This is a genomic window from Anaerosacchariphilus polymeriproducens (assembly GCF_003363435.1).
GTDB classification, from domain to species: Bacteria; Bacillota; Clostridia; order Lachnospirales; family Lachnospiraceae; genus Anaerosacchariphilus; species Anaerosacchariphilus polymeriproducens.
In genome coordinates this window covers 1-22,835 of sequence record NZ_QRCT01000034.1, presented here as the reverse complement: position 1 = coordinate 22,835, position 22,835 = coordinate 1, and the positions used below count along the sequence as shown (strand labels likewise).

The window sequence follows — 22,835 nt, the reverse complement described above, 5'->3', positions numbered from 1 at the left end:
TCCTCGCATTAAAATTCAACTAATTCTGATATTCCATCTCTTTTTGCTATCTGAATGGAAAAATCATTGGCACGATACTGATTATCACCTAAAGTAATTTCAGAACAAACTGTTTCATATGCCAATTCTTCATAATTATTTTCTTTACTAAGATGTCCTAATAAGACATACTTTAATTTATCATGTAATATCTCACAAAGCAACTGTCCCGATACTTCATTTGAAAGATGACCTCTTGCTCCAAGTATTCTTTGTTTTAAATAATAAGGGTATTTTCCGGTCTGCAACATTCTGACATCATGATTTGCCTCTAATAATAATGCATCCAGCCCTTTTAATTTTTCAATCGTATAATCATCGTACATACCTAAATCAGTAACTACACCAAACGAACTTCCTTCATGTTCCATAACATAAGATACCGGCTGTACTGCATCATGCGATACTGCAAACGGCTTAATATGTATTTCATGAATCTGAAATGACTCATCTTCTTTGATTTCATGAAAAAGTCCATCAGGAAATCTACCCAGAGATGAAATATTCCGGACTGCCTGTATTGTCCCTCGTGTCCCATAAATGGGAATCTCAAACTTTCTGGCTAAAACTCCTAACCCTTTTACATGATCTATATGCTCATGTGTGATTACAATTCCTTGTATATCTTTTGTTTGTAATCCTATTTCATTTAATCCCTGTTCAATTTTTTTCCCACTAATTCCTGCATCAATCATTACATGGGTGTCATTTACTCCTGCGTAAATGCAGTTTCCACTGCTTCCGCTTGCTACACTGCATAATCTCATGCTGCCTCCTATTTTACATCCTGCTGCGCTTCATTTTTCTTCTTAATTCCTGACTATCGAATGTAGTATAACCTTTTCCGTTTTCTTTGGAATAATACATTGCCCAGTCAGCATGATTCAATAGATCCTTTTGTTCCTTACAGCTCTCTGGATAAGTTGCGACTCCACCACTAATATGTATTGTTATTTTCTCTCCTTCATATTCTAACTCATTACTAGAAATTCTTCTATGTAATTTTTCAACAATTTCATATAGTTCTTGATTCGATTTATTCTTTAAAAGAATTACAAATTCTTCTCCACCATATCGTGCAGCCATTCCACCGTACTCTTTGGCCAATTTTTTGGCAGTAATTGCACAAAGTTGAATAACCGTATCCCCGAATAAATGTCCGAACCTATCATTTATACATTTAAAATTATCAATGTCAAATAATATTACCACTAAATTTTCTAGTTCATCTTTTTCAGTTCTATGTGCCATAATCATTTTATTTAAATAAGCACGGTTATAAATTCCAGTCAGCCCATCTTTCATAGCCATATCTTCCATTTTTTGATATAATTTCGCATTATTAATAGCTATAATCAGCTGTGTTGCAACACTATCAAAAAACGCAATATTCTTTCCAAAAAAATTTTTCTCATTTTTTTCTACAATAAGAAGTCCTTTCATCTTATCATCATTATTTAAAGGGAATACTAATAATGAACCTACATTTTCTTTACCCAAAAACGGATATTGTTCAAAATCCATATTATTGTCAATATAATGCTCCTTAATATATTCAAAACGGCTCAAAAAACTTTTATCCAAAATCTGAGCTTGATATTCTGCTGTGGCTTTTTTACCTAAAATGGAATAAACACATATCTTCCATGGCTGTTCACTATCTTCATTTCTTACTAAAATACCACAGCATGTTATTGCCATCGCTTCGGAAATACTTTCTGTTATCATAGGTAATAAACTATCTAATTCTAATGATGTAGAAATATAGCGCTGAATCATATTTTGAACCATCATCTCTGAATTTGATTGATTAATTCTTTTATAAGCTTCTTCAAGTTCTTCTTTCTTAGCCAATAATTCTTCATTAGCCAGCCGCATTTCTCTCTGATTTGTCAGCATAAGTAAATTATTATTTTGTGCCTCCCTGGTCAACCTTCTTTGATACCTTAATGCAACAGCACTACCTAATACCTCTTTATAAATCCGATATGAGATATGAGTTGAAACAACAATACTTATTACTGCCCAGAAAATCAAACCTAATTTTTCTTCACTCGTTATCTTATTATTAAAAATACCGATCAAAGTCACTATAATTAAAGGTATCTGCATATAAATAACTGCATTTCGGTTTAACTTTGGAATTTCATTCTGATAAATATACGATATTTCCATAACAAAAATCCCATAACAGACACAAGCCAACTGTGAAACCATACCCTTTGTAGTTCCAAAAACTGCAAACACCGAACATGCCATTATCTGTAAAATACGTATCCCTAAAATAAAATACATATTTGACCAATAATCATATTTGGAAAATAAATAATCAACCAGAGCTAAAACTAGAATTATTCCAATAGAGCTTATTGTGTAAATAATGTTGTCGTATCCTTTTACACCCCGAATCATAAAGTACAAAACAAAGACCAAACCTGTAATAAGGTGTATATATGAAAAGTCTTTTTGTAATTGTAATATTCTTTTCGAATCCATTCTATCGTTCCTTCCAGTAAATATCAATCTTATCTCCCACCTTTAATTCCTCTGTATATGAGGTGTCTTGACCATTTAACAATGTTACGATTGTTCTACCATTTGAATTATTTAAATCAAAATCTATATATTCAAAAACATCTACATAAATATAATTATTTTTGCCTGTCATTGTAATTGGCTGATCATTTACCATTACTGTCAAGGAGATTCCTTCTGTTTGCTCTTCATGCAGCAATTCCATATTTCCGGATTCTTGCTTCTCCTGCTTCATTTCTATTTCATCCACGTTTTCCTCTTGAGCAGCTAATGGTTCTTCTCTTTCAAAAGTGGAAGAAAAGGTAAATTCCTTCTGCATTGTCCAATCAACTGTAAAGTTTTCATAAATCTTTTCATCTAAATCTGCAACTTTATTATTAACATAGATACTATAACTTTCGTCAATCATAACATCCATAAATTCCATTAATTGTTTTACTGTATAGTATTTCAACAATTCAACTTCATCGTTCTCTTGAATATAATAATATGGTGATACTAATTCTCCATTTACGCTTGCAAATAATGGACATCTTACTAATTTACCGTTAACGATAAAGGAAATGGTATTGTTATATTCAGGCAGCTGTTCAATACTCAATTGTGCCTCTTTTCCGATCGTAGATGGTTGAATCTGGATTTTACAATTTGATTCAATTGGAGTACTCATACTTACCGTTCTATCATTCATCTTAACAATTGCAGATTCACCCTGCTCTCCTCGAATCATTCTTGCTTGTCCATTTACTGTAAAATTCAGTTCTCTTCCCCTTCTTGGGAATAAATATTCATTCGGAAACTCAGCCTGCATTGCTGCATCAAATATGGTCAGTTTATTATTATTATAAAGTTTAATTCTTTCTTCGTTAAAATAAACAAATATAAAATTATTTCTATTTTCATAAGAGTTCAAACAAATTCCTATTGGTGTAACAATTAATGGATCTTTTTTAATTTCTTCCTGAACAAAATGCACCTTTTGTAATACTTGTTCTCCTCGAAGCGCGACCCTTTCATCTGCAATCCCCATCTCTTTTGCAATACATTGGGTAAATCCATGAATCTTTCCCCCACCTCCAACAACAAAAACTGCACTTACTGATTTATTACCATTTAATTCTTTTATTTTATTGGATACTTCTACTCCAATACTCTCTACCATTTTTCTGGTAAGATCCCAAACTTCCTCCGCACTGATCTCATGCTCTAGTGCCATAATATCTGTAAATTTAATTGTTTTTTCAGTTTCAGAAGATAATTTAATATGTTCTGCCATTTTAAAGTCTACCAAGTAATGTTGAACAATTAATTCGGTAATTTCATCGCCTGCATGCGGTATCATTCCATATGCTATAATACTGCCATCCCTGGTGATACAAATATCCGAAGTCCCTGCTCCAACATCTACTAACGCTATATTTAACATTCGGAAAGCTTCTGGAATCGCTACATTAATTGCAGCAATAGGCTCTAATGTTAAATTCGCTACTTCTAAACCTGCCATTCCAACTGCTGCATATAATCCATCTACAACATCTTCCGGCAAAAAAGTAACAATAATCTCTTCTGAAATTTTCTCAGCTTTATGACTTTCTAAATTTGAAATAATATCATCATTTAAAAAATATTTAACAACGGTATATCCGACACAATAAAACTTAAACTTGGTATCGTTAATTGCATTGAGCTCTTTTTGTGCCTTTTCTACACCTAACAAATCTAAAGAGTGAATATGTTCACCTGTAACCACTGTCTCTTCTGAAAATTCCATATCGACTCTGGTTGTTATCGTTTTCAAAACACGGCCCGCTGCAGCAATACAGACTTCAGTCAATGGATGCTCAATTTGTAATTCTAGTTGTTCTTTCACTAATTTTATTGTCTTTCCAACTCTGGTAATGTCATGAATCTGACCATCTAACATAGCTCTGGTATCATGTTCTTTCGTATATTGAGCTGCTACATGGAACAGATCGTCCTCCATATAGCCTACTGTACCAACAACATTTCGTGTTCCTATATCTAAACCGAAAACAAATTGTTCTGTTTTATTTGCCTCTTCCATGACTCATGATTCCTCCCTGTTTTTCATAATCAGATCAATTTGATGATAAACTTCATTTGGCATAAGATTGTTATCTATAACGACACTGCAATTCTTTCGAAACATTTCTTCTGATGCCTGACTTGCAAATATAGCTTCGATTTTTTCCTCTGAATATCCTCTGCTTAACTTTAATCGCTGCTTTCGTATTTCATTTTTGGTATAGATATACCAAAACTCATCACATATTGTTTCATAATGATCTTCAATCAGTAACGCAGCCTCTACAACTACCAGTTTAATTTCTTCTATTTTACGGAAATTCTCAATTTCTGCTTGTATATAGGATTTTACCAATGGATGAATAATCTTATTAAGAATTTCTCTTTTCTCAAGATCAGAAAAAATAATTTCAGCCAAAATTGGGCGTGATATTTCTCCCTGATTATCAAGTATCTTACTTGTAAATGCTTTTAGAATCATCTCATAACCTGTTGTACCCTTTTTCATGACTTGATGGCCTATTTCATCCGCAATTAATAATTTGGCACCATAATTATTTTTCAGATAATCCAATATAAAACTTTTTCCTGCTCCAACTCCACCTGTAATTCCTATTACTTTCATTACTATCCCTACTTTGTCTCGTACCAATTTTGTCCTTGGTTCATTTCAATTTCCAAAGTTACATCTAATTTTGCTGCATTTTTCATTTCTTCAGATAGAATCTCTTTTACCATCGATAGCTCGTCTTTATAAGCCTCAACCAACAATTCATCATGTACCTGCAATACCAATCTTGACTTTAAACCTTGTCGTCTAAGTTCTTGATCTACCCGAATCATTGCTATCTTTATGATATCCGCTGCTGTTCCCTGAATTGGTGAGTTCATCGCAACACGCTCTCCAAAAGAACGCTGCATAAAATTGCTTGATGACAATTCTGGAATCGGTCTGCGTCTTCCAAACACAGAGCAGATATATCCATTCGCTTTCCCTTCTTCTACTAATTTATCTAAAAATCCTTTTATTTTGGGATAAGTTTCGAAATATTTCTGGATGTAATCCGCTGCTTCTTTTCTAGAAATACTTAAACCCTGACTTAATCCAAAGGAGCTAATTCCATAAACAATTCCAAAATTAACGGCTTTTGCATTACTTCTTTGAAGAGATGTCACTTCTTCAAACGGAATATGGAATACTTGTGAAGCAGTAATTCTGTGGATATCCTGCGCTTCATTATACGCTTTGATCAACATTTCGTCTCCTGACATATGTGCCAGGACTCTCAATTCTATTTGTGAATAATCGGCGTCTAAAAAAACATAATCTTTTTCAGGAATAAATACTTTTCGAATCAATCTTCCCAAATCCATTCGAATAGGAATATTCTGCAAATTAGGTTCCGTACTGCTTATCCGCCCTGTTGCTGTTATCGTTTGATTAAAAGTACTGTGAATCCTCAAATCATCTTGTATATAATTCGCCAGTCCATCTGCGTAAGTTGATTTTAATTTACTTAACTGTCTGTACTCCAATATATTGGATACAATTGGATAGTCTGCAGCCAATTTCTCTAATACATCTGCTGCTGTAGAATATCCTGTTTTCGTTTTTTTTGCATGTGGCATTTTCAGTTTCTCAAATAATACCACTCCAAGCTGCTTCGGAGAATTTATATTGAATTGCTCTTCTGCTTGTTCATATATAATTTTTTCTAATTCATCAATCCTTATCTTAAGCTGTTGTCCATATTGTTCAAGCGCTTCTTTTTCAACTTTCACTCCATACGTTTCCATATGATACAAAGTATAAATCAAAGGCATTTCAATCGTCTGATACAAGGAAAACATTTCAGTCTCTTTTAATTTATCTATTAAAACCGGCATTGCTTTAAATGCGACATAAGCACAATAACAAGCAAACTTCGTAAATTCTTCTTTTTGATTAAACGCTTCTTCTAATGAAGCCTTTCCTAATAAATCTTCTTTGGAAGGGATTAACATTCCCAAATAATCTTTTGCTATCTCATCATAAAGATAAGAATTCCTTAATGGATTCAATAAATATGCTGCAATCCCTAAATCATATATATTATTTCTTTCTTTATCATTTAAAAATTTCAATTCATGTTTTAAATCTAAAACACCGACTTGATCGATTTGTTCCAAAAGTTTCTCTACTTTCTCTAATAAATATTCCTCTGTCACAAACCCCTCTACACCTATAAAAAAAGTCTCTTCATCAGAATATTCCAGGGCTGCACCAAGCAAATGATTCCCACCAATCAGAACAATCGAAGCATTTTTAGAATTCTGTCCTTTTTCAAAAATTTCTTCTACCTGATTTAAATCACTTACATACTTGAAATTCTCTTCTACTGAATAAACTGGAACATCACAATTAAATCGTGTTAACAGATTTTTAAAATCGAGACGTTTAAAAAGTAAATAAGCATCTTCTGTATATAATAGTCCGATTTTTAATTCTTCAATCTGGAAATCAATATCACATTCAGTACAAATAGTTGCTAGCTTCTTACTCATTTCAGCTTGTGCGAAATGTTCTTTGAAAGCTTCTTTTGCACGATTTGGCTTAATCAATTCAACATGATCAAAGGCATTTTCAATATTTCCATATTCTACAATAATTTTCGTTGCCGTTTTTTCGCCCACCCCCGGCAAACCAGGAATATTATCTGATGAATCGCCCATTAATGCTTTTAATTCAATAATCTGTTTAGGATTTATCTGATATTTTTCGACAACATCTTTTTCATAATAATCTTCAATTTCTGTTCCGGTTCTTTTGGTCTTAGGAATTCGGATTTTGATATGTTCAGTTGCTAGCTGTAATAAATCTCTATCGCCCGAAACAACAGAAACCTCCAGCCCTTCTTTTTCTGATTTTTGGGCAAGCGTTCCTAATATATCATCAGCTTCATACCCTGCTTTTTCCACAATCTTAACTCCCATTGCATTCAAAACTTCCTTCATAACAGGAACCTGTTCCCTTAATTCATCAGGCATTCCTTTTCTGGTCCCTTTGTATTCCGGAAACATTTCGTGACGGAAAGTAGGTGCACTCAAATCAAATGCAACTGCAAGATAATCTGCTTTTTCTTCATCTAATATTTTAAATAAGATATTTAAAAATCCATATACAGCGTTTGTATGAATTCCCTCTGAATTTGTCAATTCGGGTATTCCATAAAATGCTCTATTTAATATACTATGTCCATCAATTAATACTAATTTTTTAGGGTCCATACTGTTCTACTCTTTCCTTTCATATTCTTAAAAGCTTTTCACCCGACTATTATTTTGAGCAGCTATCCAAACCAAATATTACTACTAACACAATACATATTTCTGCCAGGAAAAAAACTACTTTTTGAAGAATAAAACAAAGTCTCTTACGATAAATTAATTTCAACTCATCTTGTATCGCTCTTTCTAGTATTCTTTTCATATCATAAGAACCATCCGGCTCTTCATCCATTTTCTGTAATGTATAGTAAATTTGAAATTCGTCATAACAGCTGGAGCAATTTAATATATGCTTCAAAAACTCCGCTTTCTTATCGTCTTCCAGGGTTCCGTTTATAAAAGGCATAATCATATGTTCCGCTAATTGACATTTCAATGAACTCACCACCAATACATTTTAAATAATTAAATATACATACTATTTATATGATACACTAAAACCGCGTATCTGCAAACCTTTTTTGTTTTAATTTTTGTATAGATAACTAAGTTTTTCATATTTTTAACAAAATAACAGCGCATATCAACCATTTGCATTGATATACGCTACATATTTTATATTACTTCTCTTTTATAATTCGTTCATTTACACTCATGGCAAACTCTTCTATCCGCTTATAATCCGGTTCGTCCGGTAAATTGGTGTTTTGCTTTGCATATTCTAATCTTTTCTCATAATCTCTTAACAATTCAAAAAAATCATCCCTGAAATTTCCACTACTATTTTGAAATTCACCATTCCGTATTCTTAAAAGTAGTTCTTGTTCTTTTTTGCGATAAGTTACAATTTCTTCTTTTTCGAGAATATCAATTGCCATCATATATAATCGAATCAAATGCATCGCATGTTTATTTAAATGAATATCATCCTTTTTCTTGTTTCGTTTTCCTAATTTTTCATAACTTTTGACAATATTATTCATTTCTGCCCATATATTTTTATAATCACGTAAAGGATAATGCATTAAATTTATATCCATATAAATTTCCGGATTTTGTGTTGACTCTTCTATATACAAATGAATTGAGCCATTATCAAAACTATTATATCTTCTTTTGAAATCATAAATTGCATTATTTACCGAGTTTAAAATATGTTGTTCTTTTTCTTTCTGCGGATATGAATCTTTAGCTAATGCATTTTGCAGTCTGCGTAGTTGTTGACTGGCATATCCTCCAAAAGAATAAACTGCTTTTTTGGATAAAAACATTTTTTTATTCTCTAATAATTCTTCTCCTATTTTATTCCTATATAAATAATGTTCAGGATTTAATCCTAACAATTCAATTGTATTTGGATTGCAGTTCTGTAATAATTTAATTATCTTATGAAAGCTATAAATAGTAGTATCTGTTTTAGTATCTTCATATTGTTCAAATGATGACATTCCTATCAAGTCCGATTTACTATTCAATGCGATTCCTCTTAAATCAATATCACTAGTTTCAATATTGGTACCATAGGAATAGCTGCCTGCCACTCCAAGTAGGATGATTTTGCTGTCTAAATGTTTATTACTTTTTAAAAAATCATATTCTTCCTTCTTAAGTAAATCCTTAAATATCATAAGGTTGTTTCTCCTAATAATAAATATATTTGTATTTTCCAATTTGATTTTATTTTAAAAACTTTCTTATGTCAATATTATCATTTTAATGTTACGGATTCATTCGGTATATATGGTTCTAAATGAGCAATTACTTGAGCACTTTGGTTTAAATTTACTTTTATCGCATCTTCAATATCATGAACCATATCGTGAGAATCCTTAATAGTCAAATCAGGGTCTACCATTATATGCATGTCAATATACAAATTATTCTGACTTCCTCTACTCCTAATCTTATGAATATCTTTCACTTGCTCAAAATCCAGTACAATCGCTTTTATTTCCTCTGTATCAACTACAACTCTATCTACTAAAACACCACTATTTTCCTTATATATTTCATAAGCTGCATGAATAATAAAACCTGCTACAATCAACGACGATATTGAATCTATATATACAGGAACCCCAAACTTTATTCCTATAAGAGTTATTAAAACACCAATTGAAACATAAATATCGCTTCTCGTATGCATAGAATCAGAAATAAGAATCAAACTATTTAACTCTTTTCCTTTTTTATATTCAAAAATTGATACCAATATATTAATCAATAAAGTAACGATTAAGATAATAAGACTTAATATTGTAATTTTCGGTATAACTGGATTTTTCAACCTGTTTATAGCACTAAGAACAATCTTTCCGCCTACGATAAATAGCATTCCGGATATAAATAATCCTGAAAGTGTTTCGAACTTATTATGACCATATGGATGTTCTTTATCCTTAGGTTTAGACGCTAAACAAATACCAACCAACCCAACTATATTGGAAGATGCATCGGATAATGAATGAATCCCATCTGATAACAAACTTGCACTTTTCGTAATCAATCCAATTGCAATCTTAAGTAATGCAACTATTATATTAGCCACTAAAATAATATATAGAACCTGCTTGACCCTTTTATAATTATCTTTTTTCATAATGAAATCCCTTACTTTTTTAAATTAAAGAATATTATTAAATGATATTCTTTATATTTATGATTCAAGAACTAGGATATGAAATTTATTTATAATATTTTTATTGCTAATAGAAACCTAATTTTTATTTCGATACAGAGTATATTATTAGTCTCCTTGTTCAAACTAGAATAAGGAGGTGAATATTATGGATATTAAACTGAGCCAGAAAGAAAAAATGCTATTAGAAGATAATAAACAACAAGAAGAACTTTGTGTGACTAAATATGAAAATTATGCCAAACAGGCAAATGATCCGGAATTAAAGCAAATTCTAAATAAAATTTCTGACGAAGAGCAACAACATTATAATATGATAGACGATTTACTTAAAGGTCGTCATCCAAACTCTTCAAGTCAAGAAACAAGTACTCAATCCAAAAGTTCTCTAGACCAGGTAAGTCAAATGAAATCCGTAAGTAATGTTAGTGATAAAGTGCTTTGCACTGATTTACTTTCAACTGAAAAATACATTTCAAGTACTTATGATACTGGTATTTTCGAATCTGCTAATTCAGTAGTCAGACAAACTTTGCAGCAAATTCAAAAAGAAGAACAAGGACATGGGGAACAACTTTTTAATTATATGCACAGCCATGGTATGTACAAAGTAAAATAATACGATTTTTACTTATAAATATGAATCGCGGACTCATTTGAGTCCGCTTTTCTATTTTATTAACCAATATATTACATCATTTTTTTTATTATTCAAGTAATTTTAGTCGACATAATTTTCACTACATTTACATATTTAACGATATTTTTTCTACTCTCAATATATTAATTAGTATATTGCAACAAAAAAGAACATATTGAATGCAACATGCTGCACCAATATGTTCCTATATTTTGTATTAGCTCGAAAATATTATGAACATATTAAATTTCTCAATAATATTAAAATTAATTTTCCTGTTTATAAAACATAAGCAAAAAAACCACAATTAAAATTAAACTAACTAATCCAACCGCTTTTTCATCTAATATCTCTGTAAAAAAAGCACCTACTATAGCACCTACTATAAATATTAATATAATTAAATAATATTGTAAACTCTTCTTCAAATTTTTCCGATCTTTCGTTATTCGATAACTACATAATTGTTCGGTAGCACTTCTCAAATTTCCGGTACACATCGTTGTTGCATAAACATTTCCATGTACTTTTCGAAAACTTTGTACCTGCATGGAACATACAAACGAAATGCAAACATTCGCAATCATATTAAAATAACCCTGAGGGATAAACATTACAACGAATAATACGACTGCTTCAATCGCAACAGTTATCTGCCTCCAATGAATCTGCTGGTTTTCTTTAAATCTGTCTTTAATTATTTGTGACAATATTATCCCTATAACAAAAGCACAAATAGGTATCAGATAATAAAAAGCACCTTTCATATTTCTTTCTGCTATATTAACACCTAACAGAACCATATTTCCGGTCTGCGCATTGGCAAAAACCTTTCCTCTTGCCAAATAAGAATAGATATCCAAAAATCCGCCTGCCAGAGCCAAAAGCATACCAATACCAAGTGTATCTGATACCTGTCTTTTTTTCATTCTCCTTGTAACTGTTTTCATTTCATTCACTTCCAAATTTTATATCAAGAAAAAGTTCCATTCTTTAAGTATAAATAAGTTTCAAGAGGAACAAATTTTTTTAATTCTTCCCATGCTTCTTCCTTTAAAAGCTTTCTTACTTTTGACGCACTGATAACGTCTTCATTAACTGTTTCCCGTGCTATTTCTATAAATTCAATATTATACTTAGATAATGTTTTTTTCATTTCTTGATTATATTGCCTAGTAACTTTATCTATCGGTTCTTCTCCAGCAAATCTAACTGTGATTCCCAATTCTGCTGCTATATATCGAGCAAAAATTTCTATATCCATGGAAGCATCTACGATAGCATCCTGCTTCTTAGCTTTCTCAAAATAAATCGGCATCGTTTCGTAAGATAATATAAACCTTCCGGACGGAACAACTCTAATATTAGGATATGAAGCTGTACCTGCTTTCACGAGTTTAAATCTATCTTCAAATAAAAACTCAGAACGATTCTCCTCTACTACAAACAAATAGAGATAATCTACTTGTTGCATTGCACAGTCTATTAAATACTTATGTCCTAATGTAAACGGATTGCAGTTCATAACAATGGAACCTATTCTTTGATTAGGCTCTGCTTCAAATTGTTGAATCGAGTTTACATATTTCTTTAATTCTACTATTTCATCTTCGGTTAAAATAGGGGGGCGTTTCTGTAGAAATTGCTGTTCTTTTTGCAAATCCATATTATCTACCAATTTACTCAAGCAATTATAAACAAGTTCTTCAGCAATTTTCATATTTCCCAATTTGGTTGTATGAATTGGTTTATCAAAAAACCATTCTTCATTTTCTTTACGAGAATCAAAATAATCACTTAAGCAAATATCTACTTTATCTTGAATAAAATCTTCATATTTCGAAAACTTTTCGTACATACATAAAATAATATCATTTTCTTTAATGTCTAGATTTTCAATTACCTTATGATATAAAAAAGCCATATAACTTGGAACTGAAATTGTGATAACAGCAAATTTTTGATTGAATTTTTGTGTCACAAATTGACTCATGTAAAAAGAAAATGATTCATTTTGATTGACACCTTGTCCATTAACAATACAAGGACCTATTATATAGATTGTATTTTCTCCTTCAGAATACTTTCTACTGCTTAACTTTAAACTTTTCATATTGTCTATTTCAGAATATATACTTTTACTGTCGGATTCTATAACAGTATCTCCGAAAGCTTTTTTTAATTGTATAGAATTTAACTTATTTTTATCATTAATATTTAGGTTATTGGGACTTATTTCTTGCATACATCTATAATATTCGTCTAATGTATAATGATTTAAATCATTGAATTCTGGAATTCTGCATAAGATTATATTTGCCCCCAAAGCTTGTAATTCTTCTTTCATTTGATTACGACTATTTATGCAATTTACCCTTATGATATCCAATAAAAATTCAAAACTATTAACTGTCTCAATTCTTTTTTTGCATGTTCTGTCCTTTTTAATATGTGAGACTGTTAATGGCTCAGCTAAAATATTCATCTTTGAATAATCTGGATAATATACATTATTACTACTTTCTTCGATTCCACAAATATCTCTCCACTTATCCCCAATTAGTAGAACATCGATTTTTCTTTTATTTAAAAGTTTATATAATCTGAACGCAAATTCATTCATATCATATATGCACACTACTTCAACATTTCGATACAGTTCTTTAATAAATATAGAATCTTCATTTTGTTCTAATTGCTCAAATGCAATATTGATTTGATTATAATAATCTTCATTTGAATTATCATTATAACAAAAATAAATTAATTCCGATTTATCATTAAAAACTGGCACATACATAACATTTTTTTGTATATCAAATATTTTTTTTGCATTTTCCCAAATATCTTCACTTGTAATTAATTTTTCTTTTTGTAATATTTCATCATTACCAAACAAAAGGGTATCATAGGTTATGATCCCAACAAATTCTTCTAAATTATTATAAACTACAACAATATCATTATTATGTCTATCCTCGCAAAAAAATCGAAGCAACTGATTTCTGTCAATCTGATTTTCGTCTATCGTATAAACTTCCATATCACAAAATCTAATCATAACTAGGCTCCTCCCTGATTTCTTTATTAGCAACATGTCTGGTGCTTTAGGCTGTTTTCACTTTTATTTTTCAAGAAAAAATCTAAAGTATATTGTATCACAAAAAAACATATGCTATAATACTTATATAAAAAGAGTGGTACTTAGTTAGTACCCCCCTGTATAAGACTTTAGTTAAAAAATAACCGCCGACTTTTCGCAGAGGGGCGGTTATTTTCTTTTACAACACTTTATAATAATTGTTGCAAAAGCAACTAACATAAGAACAAAGGTGAATAAATCTCCATACGTCACATATGTCATTAGCAACACCCCCTTCCTCGATTAACACATAACGAAACCGTTATCGAGTAACCACAGAGGGGACTAACCTTTCCCACTATAAACATTATACCATATATTCAAAATTTAGATAGTATCAATCATATTATTAACATTACCCTATATATTTTTCGTATACAGAAATTTTTTACGAGCAGTGGAACATAAGCCTTTGACATTGGAAACAAAGTAATTGCAATTCAGCCTCATTTTTTGCATTAGCCACCGCTACCGCCGATACTTATGTTATTACTAGTCACAGAAGCACTTCCACTACTTTGATATCCTTCTACCGTCAAAGAAACTTCATACATTTTTCCCATACTCATGCCTAAGCGCTCCCACGCTTTAAAGTGCTCGCTAACCGAGATCGTACCGCTGGTACGTTTTGAAGTTCTTACACTCCAGTATTGTTTGAAAGTAGCAATTCCTTTAATGGAAGGTTGATTGGTTCTAGTAGTCTCATATATATCATATGTACCACCATCAACGTTAATGGTTCCCTTTGATAAAGCCCCTGGTGGACGCCAAGTACCCCAGCTATCTACGATGTAATATTCTACGAGCGGATTACTTGTCCACCCATAAATACATAAATAAGAATTACCATTAGGAGAGTAATCTGCACTATAGTTTACTGATAAATTTCCAATTTGCTGATGTGTTTGAGTCTCATTAAATTTTTTACCTTTACGGAATAATGCATTATTGATGTTACTCCATTGACAACTGAATGTGCCTCCACTATTGAGAGTCATACTTGTGTTTCCGGAATCCTTCCACAGCTCATAGTTGTAGCCGTCTTGGATTCCGCTTTGATTTGACGTGATTGTAGTTGCTGCTTGTGCATTTCCCTGAAATAACGTAATCAAAATAGTAAAACACATTAAAACTGACAAGAACCTCTTTTGTTTCATAAAACGCATCTTATTTCCTCCTTTTAGAATATTTTAAGCGTAATTATAGTTTACAATAATTTCATTATTTGTAAACCTTTTTTTGATATTTTTTTATTTTATTATCGACTTTACTACTACTCTATATTTGAAACTTCAAGATAACTCGGTACATATTCGATAATCTTACAAAACAAAATTGGTTAAAAATTTGCATCAAGCACATCAAATTTACAAAAAGAAAAAGGCTTCAAACCCTTATAAAAATAAGAATTTGAAGCTCACTAATGCGGATGGAGGGACTTGAACCCTCACGAGGTCACCCCCGTCAGATTTTGAGTCTGATGCGTCTGCCATTCCGCCACATCCGCTTTTATGCATTTTTTCTTAACGACAAAAAATATATTACCATCTCTTATCAAACTTGTCAATCCCTAATTTTTGTATTATGACTATTTTTCTACCCATTTTTGAAGTCTCTTCCCGATTTATTAAGAAAACTTTTTACATGAATAACAATATTTATTAAGAAAAAAGACGCAATATTTTCAAGAAAATAATTACGTCTTTTGAAAATTAAAATTTCATCTTATCTAAAATATCAAAACAATCGAATGTCGCAAAATAATCTTCTGGAGTTTCAGGTCGGCGGATCAATTGGGTAGAACCATCTTCTTTTAATAAAATTTCAGCTGATTTCAATTTGCCATTATAATTATAACCCATAGCAAACCCATGTGCGCCGGTATCATGTATGACCAATAAATCGCCAATATCTATTTTAGGTAATCTTCTGTCAACTGCAAACTTATCATTGTTTTCACAAAGAGAACCTGTAATATCATAAGTATTCGTCAAAATTTCATTATCTTTTCCCATTACCGTAATATGATGATATGCACCATACATTGCCGGTCTCATCAGATTCACTGCACAAGCATCACAACCTATGTATTCTTTATGTGTATGCTTCTGATGAATTGCAGTTGTAACTAAACATCCATAAGGCCCCATCATAAAACGGCCCAACTCAGTATATAATGCTACATCTCCCATTCCGGCAGGAACGAGAACTTCTTCATATACTTTTCTAACGCCTTCTCCAATTACCTTAATATCATTTGGCTCTTCATCTGGTTTATAAGGAATGCCAATACCTCCGGAAAGATTTATAAATTTAATGTCCGCACCTGTTTCTTCTTTTAATTTTACTGCTGTTTCAAATAAAGTTTTAGCTAAGGTCGGATAGTATTCATTGGTCACAGTATTACTTGCTAAAAAGGCATGAATTCCAAAATTCTTTGCACCTTTTTCTTTCAAAACTCTAAATCCTTCAAAGAGCTGTTCGGTTGTAAATCCATACTTAGCATCTCCCGGATTATCCATAATACTGTTACTGATTTTAAACAATCCACCCGGATTATAACGACAACTGATAGTTTCTGGAATTCTACCAATCGTTTTTTCCAAAAAATCTATATGAGTAAAATCATCTAAGTTAATAATTGCTCCAATTTCATCAGCATATTTAAATTCATTTGCCGGCGTTGCATTTGATGAAAACATAATATCATTTCCTGCAAAATCTAAAGCATTAGCCAGCATAAGTTCTGTTAATGAAGAACAATCACAGCCACATCCATATTCTTTTAAAATATTGATCAAAAATGGATTAGGGGTAGCTTTTACTGCAAAATATTCTTTGAATCCTTTATTCCAGGAAAATGCATCCTTTAAAGCCTTTACATTATCACGAATTCCTTTCTCATCATAAAGATGAAATGGTGTCGGATATTTTTTGGTAATTTCTTTTAGCTGCTCATAAGTTACAAATGGTTCTTTCTTCATTTCCTTAAATTTTCCTCCTTATATTGTATTAATGTAATTTCATTCCTTAAATAATCTTTGAATACTCGAACAAAATTTTTCTGTCCGGAATATAAACAGGTACCGTCGTTATCTTCGACTTCTCCGATAAGAACATATTTGGAATCTGTAATGACACGTATCTGATTATCCAGATTTTCATTTAAATAAATGAAAGCTCCTTGCATGTCCCATTTTTCTTCAGATATTACAACTACTTTAATACCGGTTTGTATTAATGATTTAAGCTGCTCATGAAATAAATCCAACTGAAATCCAGGCATGGAAATATAAACTCTTTTCTTCGCACCTTCTAACATATTTCTAATTTTATCATATATATTCTGCTTTCCGGTAATTGTAATATAACCTTCATTTTCTTCTTTTCTTCTAGGTATATTTTTTACTAAGTATTGTTTCATCTCATTTAAACTTCTAATCTTATTATTACAATACTCTTCAATTTCAACCGCAATATATTTTGTAGTAGAATTGCTTTCTATGATATAGGCAGCACCTTTTTCTACAAGTCCGGCCAAAGTATTATATGCATTAGATCTTGAAATACCGGTTTGTTTCGCCACCTCATATCCTGTCATCTGAGTATTGTTCAACAGACAAAAATAAACCGTAGTTTCTTGTCTTGTCATCCCAAAATTCATCAGTTTATCTGATAATATCTGATAATCCATAATCGCTCTCCATTTAGTAGTACTATTCAGGAACACTATACACCTTTTTTTGCGAATTGTCAATGAGAAACAATTTCTCTTTCCTATATTTTCACCTCTTCATCTTGCGAATCCACTCCTTAGTTTCCTTACTGACCGATAGAGATTCTAATATCTTTTGAAGTGATTTATTATATGTAAAATCATCTAAATTATTATTTTGTAAATAAAGTTTTGTAAGATCAGGGAATTTTACAAACGATGTAGAGACTGCCCATGCAACAGCCATTTTGACATAATATCCTTGATGCTTTACTCTGTCAAACAAACTAAAGGAATTTAAAATATATTCTTCCGTAATAAAAAATCGTAAAAGTATTACGACTGCGAATCTGACAATATACTCCGATTCGTCCCGGTACAATTTCTGTAAAAATACCCACATATGCTGAGGATATTTCTCAGTAATTTTTAAGCCTGTACAAAAACTGTCACATACTGACCAGTTATTAATTTTAGGTAAAAACACACTGATATGTTTTAAAACCTCTTCAATATCTCGATCTAAATAGCCAATTACCATTCCTTGAATCATGATTTCTTCAAATGTATGATCACTGGCATTTTTTAAATATTCTTCCGGATTATTTTTTGCAATTTTTTTTGCAATTTTACGCAATACAGGTAAACGTACTCCTATAATATTATCAACACCAGGAAGTAATCTTTTTGAAAATTCCTTGTATTCAGGCTCCGCATGTAATATAAGTTGTTCATATATTGATTTTTCCATAAAAAACTCTCCATCCTAATCTTACAATTCAATAAAAATTGAAGGCACCACACCTTGGCACCTTCAATTAAAAATTCTATCAACTTTTATCTCAACATAAAAAACAATAAAACTAAACTTCCTAGAATTATACGATACCAACCAAAAACTTTAAAATCATGGGACTTTATATAACTCATTAAAAATTTAATCACTCCTAATGATACAACGAACGCTACCAGCATACCTATCAGTAGGATAACAATCTGTGAACCTGTAAATGCACTTCCATATTTATATATCTTAAGCAAACTGGCGCCAAACATAGTAGGTACTGCTAAGAAGAAAGTAAATTCAGCAGCTACAGTTCTGGATACACCTATCAAAAGAGCACCTAATATCGTAGCTCCCGATCTTGAAGTGCCGGGGAAAATTGCTGCAATTAACTGAAAGACACCTATTATTGCGGCTGTTTTATATGTAATTTCTGCAATAGTACTAATTTGAGGCTTCTGATTCTTATTTTTATTTTCAATAATTAAAAATAGTATACCAAATACAATTAATGCAGTAGATACTACTTTATAATTATAAAATAAATCATTCAATTCGTCATCAAACAAAATTCCAACAATAGCACCCGGTATTACTGCAACCAAAACCTTGAACCACATCACGAAAATATCCGTCTTTACTTTGACTTTCTCTTTGAACGAAAAAGGAAAAAGTTTGTTCCAAAATAAAATAACAACTGCCATGATCGCCCCCAATTGAATCACAACCAAAAACATTTCTATAAACTCTTTTGATTCTTTTAGCTTAATAAATTCATCTAAAAGTATCATATGTCCCGTACTGCTGATTGGAAGCCATTCAGTTATTCCCTCTACAATTCCAAATAATACAGCTTTAAAAATTTCTAATATGCTCATAAGTAACCTCTCTTATTTAATTCTTTCTATCAATTTATTTTACTTTTTCCATTATATACTACTCCTGAAAGAAAGAAAAGCAAAAAAGAAAAACTCATTGTTATTGTCCAATGAGTTTATCTGTTTCAAGTATATGATGTACCAACCAATTCGTTAAAAATTCTAAAATTTCTTTTATCATTTCTTCCTGCTTTTCATCCAGCTTTTCAAATTCTAGATCTTCAATTTTTTTTCGAAACGCATCATGTTCTACTTTTTGTGTAAACATTCTTTTATATTGAATACTTTTCATATATTCTTCTTCATGCTCAAAATGCATGATTGTATATTCTCTTAATTCAATTAATACCTGTCTGATATTATCATATTTATCTGGAATAAATTTATCTTGGAGCAATTGATAAACCTTTTCTGCAATTTCAAAAAGTTTCTCATGTTCTTTATCAATTTGTTCAATTCCAATCAAATATTCTTCTTTCATCTCATACATAAATTTCATCCTCCGTAAACACAAATCAGGCACGTCCAATTAATTGCTTCTAATGAGGGACGCCTAAATTGTTAAACAAGTACGTCAATGATTTTAGATCTAATTCTAAAATCATATTACTTTTAAATTCTTGCTCTTCTATAGAAAAATTTACATCAATAAATAAAACACTTCCACCATATTCATCAATTTCTGCAGAAGGAATATGCAACAATTTACCTACTTCATCGGTATACTGCTTAGGTGGTGTAATATTAATTCTCATTCCAGATAGAACTGATAGCGCATTTGCATATGCTGCTGTCGTAATATTTCCAACTTCAGATATAACTGACTGGTCCATTTCATCTAAATTTTTCAAATCTTCTACTTGTTTATGATAAAAATTATTTAATATCTTTTCTACAAAAGATTTTTGAAAAATTTGTAATAATCTTCCATGCATCTCATCGATTAAGTCTATACTCACACCTATCGCAATAATGTTACTTCCTCCAAGAGCATCTGAAATCTCTTCAAAATCCAGAACTCTAACATTCGGTATTGTTACATTTATCTTGGCGTTTAACATTTTCGATAGAGCAGTTGCAGCATTTCCTGCTCCAATATTACCAACTTCCTGCAATACGTCTAATTTATATATATCTAATTTATCATATTTGTTTTTGTCCATATAATAAGGGGACCTCCAATCGTAGTTTTTTGTTTTAGAATCTACTGGTTATCCCAATACTTTCTTTACTGCTTCAACTACACGATCTGCCTGAAATGGTTTTACTATGAAATCTTTTGCACCTGATTGTATTGCTTCAATTACCATTGCCTGCTGTCCCATTGCAGAACACATAATTACAGTAGCTGCGGAATCTGCTTCTTTGATTTTTTTCAAAGCTTGAATTCCATCCATTTCAGGCATAGTAATATCCATTAATACCAAATCTGGTTTTAATTCTGCATACTTATTAACTGCAATAGCTCCATTTTCAGCTTCACCAGCAACTTCATATCCATTCTTGGCTAAGATATCTTTGATCATCATTCGCATAAAAGCTGCATCATCACATATTAATATTTTTTTTGCCATATCCTTCTCTCCCATTAATAATATTTTTCACTACATTGGTCATATAGTCTTATTATTAAATATTTTAACTAAGTATAACTGAAAATTCAATATTTTTCAACTATATACTATAATTTATTTTCTATTAAGGCACTTTTGACACTTTAAACAAATTATACAATTATATTTTGTTTAAGTAGGTATAAATAATAATTTTGCTTTTTTTTCGAAAAAATATACTCCTCATTGCAGCAAACATTTTTCTACAAATTATTTACCACAAGGGGAGCATATTAATTTTTTACATCTATTTAATTTTATTTCTTTTTTACATGTTCATGTGTAAATAAATGATCTTGACAATATTCGTAATTACCATCACATTTTGAACAATAACGAAATACTAAATCATCGCCATCTTTTTCTGTACGCCCACATACTGCACATTTATGCTTTGTAGTTTTTTGTGAATCTAAAGACTGTTTTTTAAATTTTTGTTTTCGATGAATTTCTTTCGGAGAAATCCGTCTGTAATTTCTGGTAAGCAGAAAGAATACAATAACATTAAGCAAAGATGCAACAATAATAACTTTTTGAATATAGCCTGCACCAAGAAACTGATATACTACTATTGCAACATATGCATAACCCAGCCATTTGATCTTAATTGGAATTACAAAATATAATAAAATCTGCATATTGGGAAAAGTTGCCGCATAAGCCAGCAGAATAGATTGATTAATAAAAACCGTTGAAACTAAAAAACCAAATCCTCTAATCTGTCCGGTTACGAAATATAAAATAATAACAGCAATAATAGTCGCAACGATTCCAGAGAAAATAAATAAATTGTAACGAAATGTTCCCCACGTCCGCTCTAAACTGTTTCCTATAGAATAATAAAAAAACAGCATAATTATAGTAAATAAACCCAAAGACTCTGGGGGCATGAACAACCAAGTTATAACTCTCCAAATCTGACCATGATGAAATATCTCATATGGTTCAAGCAACATATAATTAAAAATTTCTGGCAATGTAATTTGCAATAAATAACCAATCAAATAGCATACTATAATCCATAAAGACAAATTTGGAATTGCATATTTCCCAAATTTACGTTCTAATTTGTTTAAATTCATATTAACCGTATCCTTTCAAATGCTTTCTTCATTATAGTTTTTTCAATAATCTTTGTCAATGAAACCGTACTTAAATTTCTATAAATTTTATGAAATTACTGATACGTTTTTGTTGGTATACAGAGTTCATCACCAATTTGTAAATTATAAATATCAACATAAGGATTATAATACATTAAATCTGCAACCGTTACTCCATATTTTTTACCAATATTATAGAGTGTATCTCCTCTTTCAATTACATGAATATGTCCATTACAATACATAGGGGACGGCGCTTGCGTACGTCTCGGCATTGTTTGTGATTGCCTTGGCATTGTTGTTCTCGGCATCATAGTTGGCTGACCTGGCATCGTCTGTCTCGGCGTTTGACCTGGCATCATTGTTCTTGGCATTGCAGGCTGCTGGCCCGGCATCATTGGTGTCTGCCACGGCATTGTCGGTGTTGGTTCAGGCATCATTGATGGTTGTTCTTGCATTGGTGGTTGCTGCCACGGCATCATTGGCTGCTGGCCT

At 31.4% G+C, this 22,835-nt stretch carries 21 protein-coding genes and 1 tRNA gene; 1 reads left to right on the top strand and 21 read right to left on the bottom strand.

The annotated features are described in order from the left end of the window. Window positions 1–8 precede the first annotated feature (8 nt). From DWV06_RS11005 to DWV06_RS10970, 8 genes are all read right to left on the bottom strand, one after another. On the bottom strand, window positions 9–806 hold the full coding sequence (locus DWV06_RS11005) for an MBL fold metallo-hydrolase (RefSeq protein ID WP_115482239.1): 798 nt from the start codon (window positions 804–806) through the stop codon (window positions 9–11). Between the two features lie 13 nt (window positions 807–819). After that, a complete protein-coding gene (locus DWV06_RS11000; protein WP_115482238.1) occupies window positions 820–2,535 on the bottom strand; it encodes a sensor domain-containing diguanylate cyclase in 1,716 nt (571 codons plus the stop codon). 1 nt (window position 2,536) lies between these two features. Further along, the gene (locus DWV06_RS10995; RefSeq protein WP_115482237.1) at window positions 2,537–4,639 is read right to left on the bottom strand and encodes a cell division FtsA domain-containing protein; all 2,103 of its coding nucleotides are present in this window, start codon (window positions 4,637–4,639) and stop codon (window positions 2,537–2,539) included. Window positions 4,640–4,642: 3 nt separating this feature from the next. Continuing rightward, a complete protein-coding gene (coaE, locus tag DWV06_RS10990) occupies window positions 4,643–5,245 on the bottom strand; it encodes a dephospho-CoA kinase (protein ID WP_115482236.1) in 603 nt (200 codons plus the stop codon). 8 nt (window positions 5,246–5,253) lie between these two features. Further along, entirely contained in the window at window positions 5,254–7,887 is a 2,634-nt protein-coding gene (gene polA, locus DWV06_RS10985) for a DNA polymerase I (RefSeq protein ID WP_115482235.1), read from the bottom strand. Between the two features lie 49 nt (window positions 7,888–7,936). Further along, window positions 7,937–8,263 (bottom strand): zf-HC2 domain-containing protein, encoded by a 327-nt coding sequence (locus DWV06_RS10980; protein ID WP_115482234.1) that lies wholly within the window; start codon window positions 8,261–8,263, stop codon window positions 7,937–7,939. 184 nt (window positions 8,264–8,447) lie between these two features. After that, complete coding sequence (locus tag DWV06_RS10975) at window positions 8,448–9,455, bottom strand: nucleotidyltransferase domain-containing protein (RefSeq protein WP_115482233.1); 1,008 nt, start codon at window positions 9,453–9,455, stop codon at window positions 8,448–8,450. 80 nt (window positions 9,456–9,535) lie between these two features. Next, the gene (locus tag DWV06_RS10970; protein ID WP_115482232.1) at window positions 9,536–10,426 is read right to left on the bottom strand and encodes a cation diffusion facilitator family transporter; all 891 of its coding nucleotides are present in this window, start codon (window positions 10,424–10,426) and stop codon (window positions 9,536–9,538) included. A gap of 187 nt (window positions 10,427–10,613) precedes the next feature. Between DWV06_RS10970 and DWV06_RS10965 the strand changes: the two genes are divergently transcribed. After that, complete coding sequence (locus DWV06_RS10965) at window positions 10,614–11,084, top strand: spore coat protein (protein WP_115482231.1); 471 nt, start codon at window positions 10,614–10,616, stop codon at window positions 11,082–11,084. Between the two features lie 287 nt (window positions 11,085–11,371). Here the strand turns inward: DWV06_RS10965 and DWV06_RS10960 are convergent, their stop codons facing one another. The 13 genes from DWV06_RS10960 to DWV06_RS18835 form a co-directional block, all read right to left on the bottom strand. Then, window positions 11,372–12,055: a YoaK family protein gene (locus DWV06_RS10960; RefSeq protein ID WP_235828947.1), complete on the bottom strand. Its 684-nt coding sequence runs from the start codon at window positions 12,053–12,055 to the stop codon at window positions 11,372–11,374. 23 nt (window positions 12,056–12,078) lie between these two features. After that, complete coding sequence (locus DWV06_RS10955; protein ID WP_162300620.1) at window positions 12,079–14,166, bottom strand: nucleotidyl transferase family protein; 2,088 nt, start codon at window positions 14,164–14,166, stop codon at window positions 12,079–12,081. A 539-nt stretch (window positions 14,167–14,705) separates the two neighbouring features. Further along, window positions 14,706–15,413 (bottom strand): glycoside hydrolase family 11 protein, encoded by a 708-nt coding sequence (locus DWV06_RS10950; protein WP_235828946.1) that lies wholly within the window; start codon window positions 15,411–15,413, stop codon window positions 14,706–14,708. Between the two features lie 258 nt (window positions 15,414–15,671). Next, window positions 15,672–15,754 (bottom strand) — tRNA-Leu (locus tag DWV06_RS10945). Between the two features lie 205 nt (window positions 15,755–15,959). Further along, entirely contained in the window at window positions 15,960–17,231 is a 1,272-nt protein-coding gene (locus DWV06_RS10940) for a diaminopimelate decarboxylase (RefSeq protein ID WP_115482229.1), read from the bottom strand. Continuing rightward, window positions 17,228–17,941, bottom strand: coding sequence for a TrmB family transcriptional regulator (locus DWV06_RS10935; protein WP_115482228.1), 714 nt, complete (start codon window positions 17,939–17,941; stop codon window positions 17,228–17,230). The genes DWV06_RS10940 and DWV06_RS10935 overlap by 4 nt, the downstream gene beginning before the upstream one ends. Window positions 17,942–18,032: 91 nt before the next feature. Next, window positions 18,033–18,713 (bottom strand): DNA alkylation repair protein, encoded by a 681-nt coding sequence (locus DWV06_RS10930; RefSeq protein WP_115482227.1) that lies wholly within the window; start codon window positions 18,711–18,713, stop codon window positions 18,033–18,035. 86 nt (window positions 18,714–18,799) lie between these two features. Continuing rightward, window positions 18,800–19,624 carry an undecaprenyl-diphosphate phosphatase gene (locus DWV06_RS10925; RefSeq protein WP_115482226.1) on the bottom strand — a complete coding sequence of 275 codons (825 nt, stop codon included), beginning with the start codon at window positions 19,622–19,624 and terminating at the stop codon, window positions 18,800–18,802. Between the two features lie 100 nt (window positions 19,625–19,724). Continuing rightward, window positions 19,725–20,114, bottom strand: a complete 390-nt coding sequence (locus DWV06_RS10920) for a bacteriohemerythrin (RefSeq protein WP_115482225.1) — start codon at window positions 20,112–20,114, stop codon at window positions 19,725–19,727. Between the two features lie 49 nt (window positions 20,115–20,163). Next, window positions 20,164–20,787 (bottom strand): chemotaxis protein CheC, encoded by a 624-nt coding sequence (locus DWV06_RS10915; RefSeq protein ID WP_115482224.1) that lies wholly within the window; start codon window positions 20,785–20,787, stop codon window positions 20,164–20,166. A gap of 48 nt (window positions 20,788–20,835) precedes the next feature. Further along, a complete protein-coding gene (locus DWV06_RS10910; protein ID WP_115482223.1) occupies window positions 20,836–21,198 on the bottom strand; it encodes a response regulator in 363 nt (120 codons plus the stop codon). A 296-nt stretch (window positions 21,199–21,494) separates the two neighbouring features. Continuing rightward, window positions 21,495–22,319 (bottom strand): rhomboid family protein, encoded by an 825-nt coding sequence (locus tag DWV06_RS10905; RefSeq protein WP_115482222.1) that lies wholly within the window; start codon window positions 22,317–22,319, stop codon window positions 21,495–21,497. A gap of 95 nt (window positions 22,320–22,414) precedes the next feature. Further along, the coding region (locus DWV06_RS18835; RefSeq protein WP_235828945.1) for a LysM peptidoglycan-binding domain-containing protein at window positions 22,415–22,835 on the bottom strand (421 nt) is incomplete at its 5' end.

What these genes read in the sequence shown, in the direction of transcription:
- DWV06_RS11005 (WP_115482239.1), bottom strand. Translation starts at nt 806, where the DNA reads ATGAGATTATGCAGTGTAGCAAGCGGAAGCAGTGGAAACTGCATTTAC.
- DWV06_RS11000 (WP_115482238.1), bottom strand. Translation starts at nt 2,535, where the DNA reads ATGGATTCGAAAAGAATATTACAATTACAAAAAGACTTTTCATATATA.
- DWV06_RS10995 (WP_115482237.1), bottom strand. Translation starts at nt 4,639, where the DNA reads ATGGAAGAGGCAAATAAAACAGAACAATTTGTTTTCGGTTTAGATATA.
- coaE (WP_115482236.1), bottom strand. Translation starts at nt 5,245, where the DNA reads ATGAAAGTAATAGGAATTACAGGTGGAGTTGGAGCAGGAAAAAGTTTT.
- polA (WP_115482235.1), bottom strand. Translation starts at nt 7,887, where the DNA reads ATGGACCCTAAAAAATTAGTATTAATTGATGGACATAGTATATTAAAT.
- DWV06_RS10975 (WP_115482233.1), bottom strand. Translation starts at nt 9,455, where the DNA reads ATGATATTTAAGGATTTACTTAAGAAGGAAGAATATGATTTTTTAAAA.
- DWV06_RS10970 (WP_115482232.1), bottom strand. Translation starts at nt 10,426, where the DNA reads ATGAAAAAAGATAATTATAAAAGGGTCAAGCAGGTTCTATATATTATT.
- DWV06_RS10965 (WP_115482231.1), top strand. Translation starts at nt 10,614, where the DNA reads ATGGATATTAAACTGAGCCAGAAAGAAAAAATGCTATTAGAAGATAAT.
- DWV06_RS10960 (WP_235828947.1), bottom strand. Translation starts at nt 12,055, where the DNA reads ATGAAAACAGTTACAAGGAGAATGAAAAAAAGACAGGTATCAGATACA.
- DWV06_RS10955 (WP_162300620.1), bottom strand. Translation starts at nt 14,166, where the DNA reads ATGATTAGATTTTGTGATATGGAAGTTTATACGATAGACGAAAATCAG.
- DWV06_RS10950 (WP_235828946.1), bottom strand. Translation starts at nt 15,413, where the DNA reads ATGCGTTTTATGAAACAAAAGAGGTTCTTGTCAGTTTTAATGTGTTTT.
- DWV06_RS10940 (WP_115482229.1), bottom strand. Translation starts at nt 17,231, where the DNA reads ATGAAGAAAGAACCATTTGTAACTTATGAGCAGCTAAAAGAAATTACC.
- DWV06_RS10935 (WP_115482228.1), bottom strand. Translation starts at nt 17,941, where the DNA reads ATGGATTATCAGATATTATCAGATAAACTGATGAATTTTGGGATGACA.
- DWV06_RS10930 (WP_115482227.1), bottom strand. Translation starts at nt 18,713, where the DNA reads ATGGAAAAATCAATATATGAACAACTTATATTACATGCGGAGCCTGAA.
- DWV06_RS10925 (WP_115482226.1), bottom strand. Translation starts at nt 19,624, where the DNA reads ATGAGCATATTAGAAATTTTTAAAGCTGTATTATTTGGAATTGTAGAG.
- DWV06_RS10920 (WP_115482225.1), bottom strand. Translation starts at nt 20,114, where the DNA reads ATGTATGAGATGAAAGAAGAATATTTGATTGGAATTGAACAAATTGAT.
- DWV06_RS10915 (WP_115482224.1), bottom strand. Translation starts at nt 20,787, where the DNA reads ATGGACAAAAACAAATATGATAAATTAGATATATATAAATTAGACGTA.
- DWV06_RS10910 (WP_115482223.1), bottom strand. Translation starts at nt 21,198, where the DNA reads ATGGCAAAAAAAATATTAATATGTGATGATGCAGCTTTTATGCGAATG.
- DWV06_RS10905 (WP_115482222.1), bottom strand. Translation starts at nt 22,319, where the DNA reads ATGAATTTAAACAAATTAGAACGTAAATTTGGGAAATATGCAATTCCA.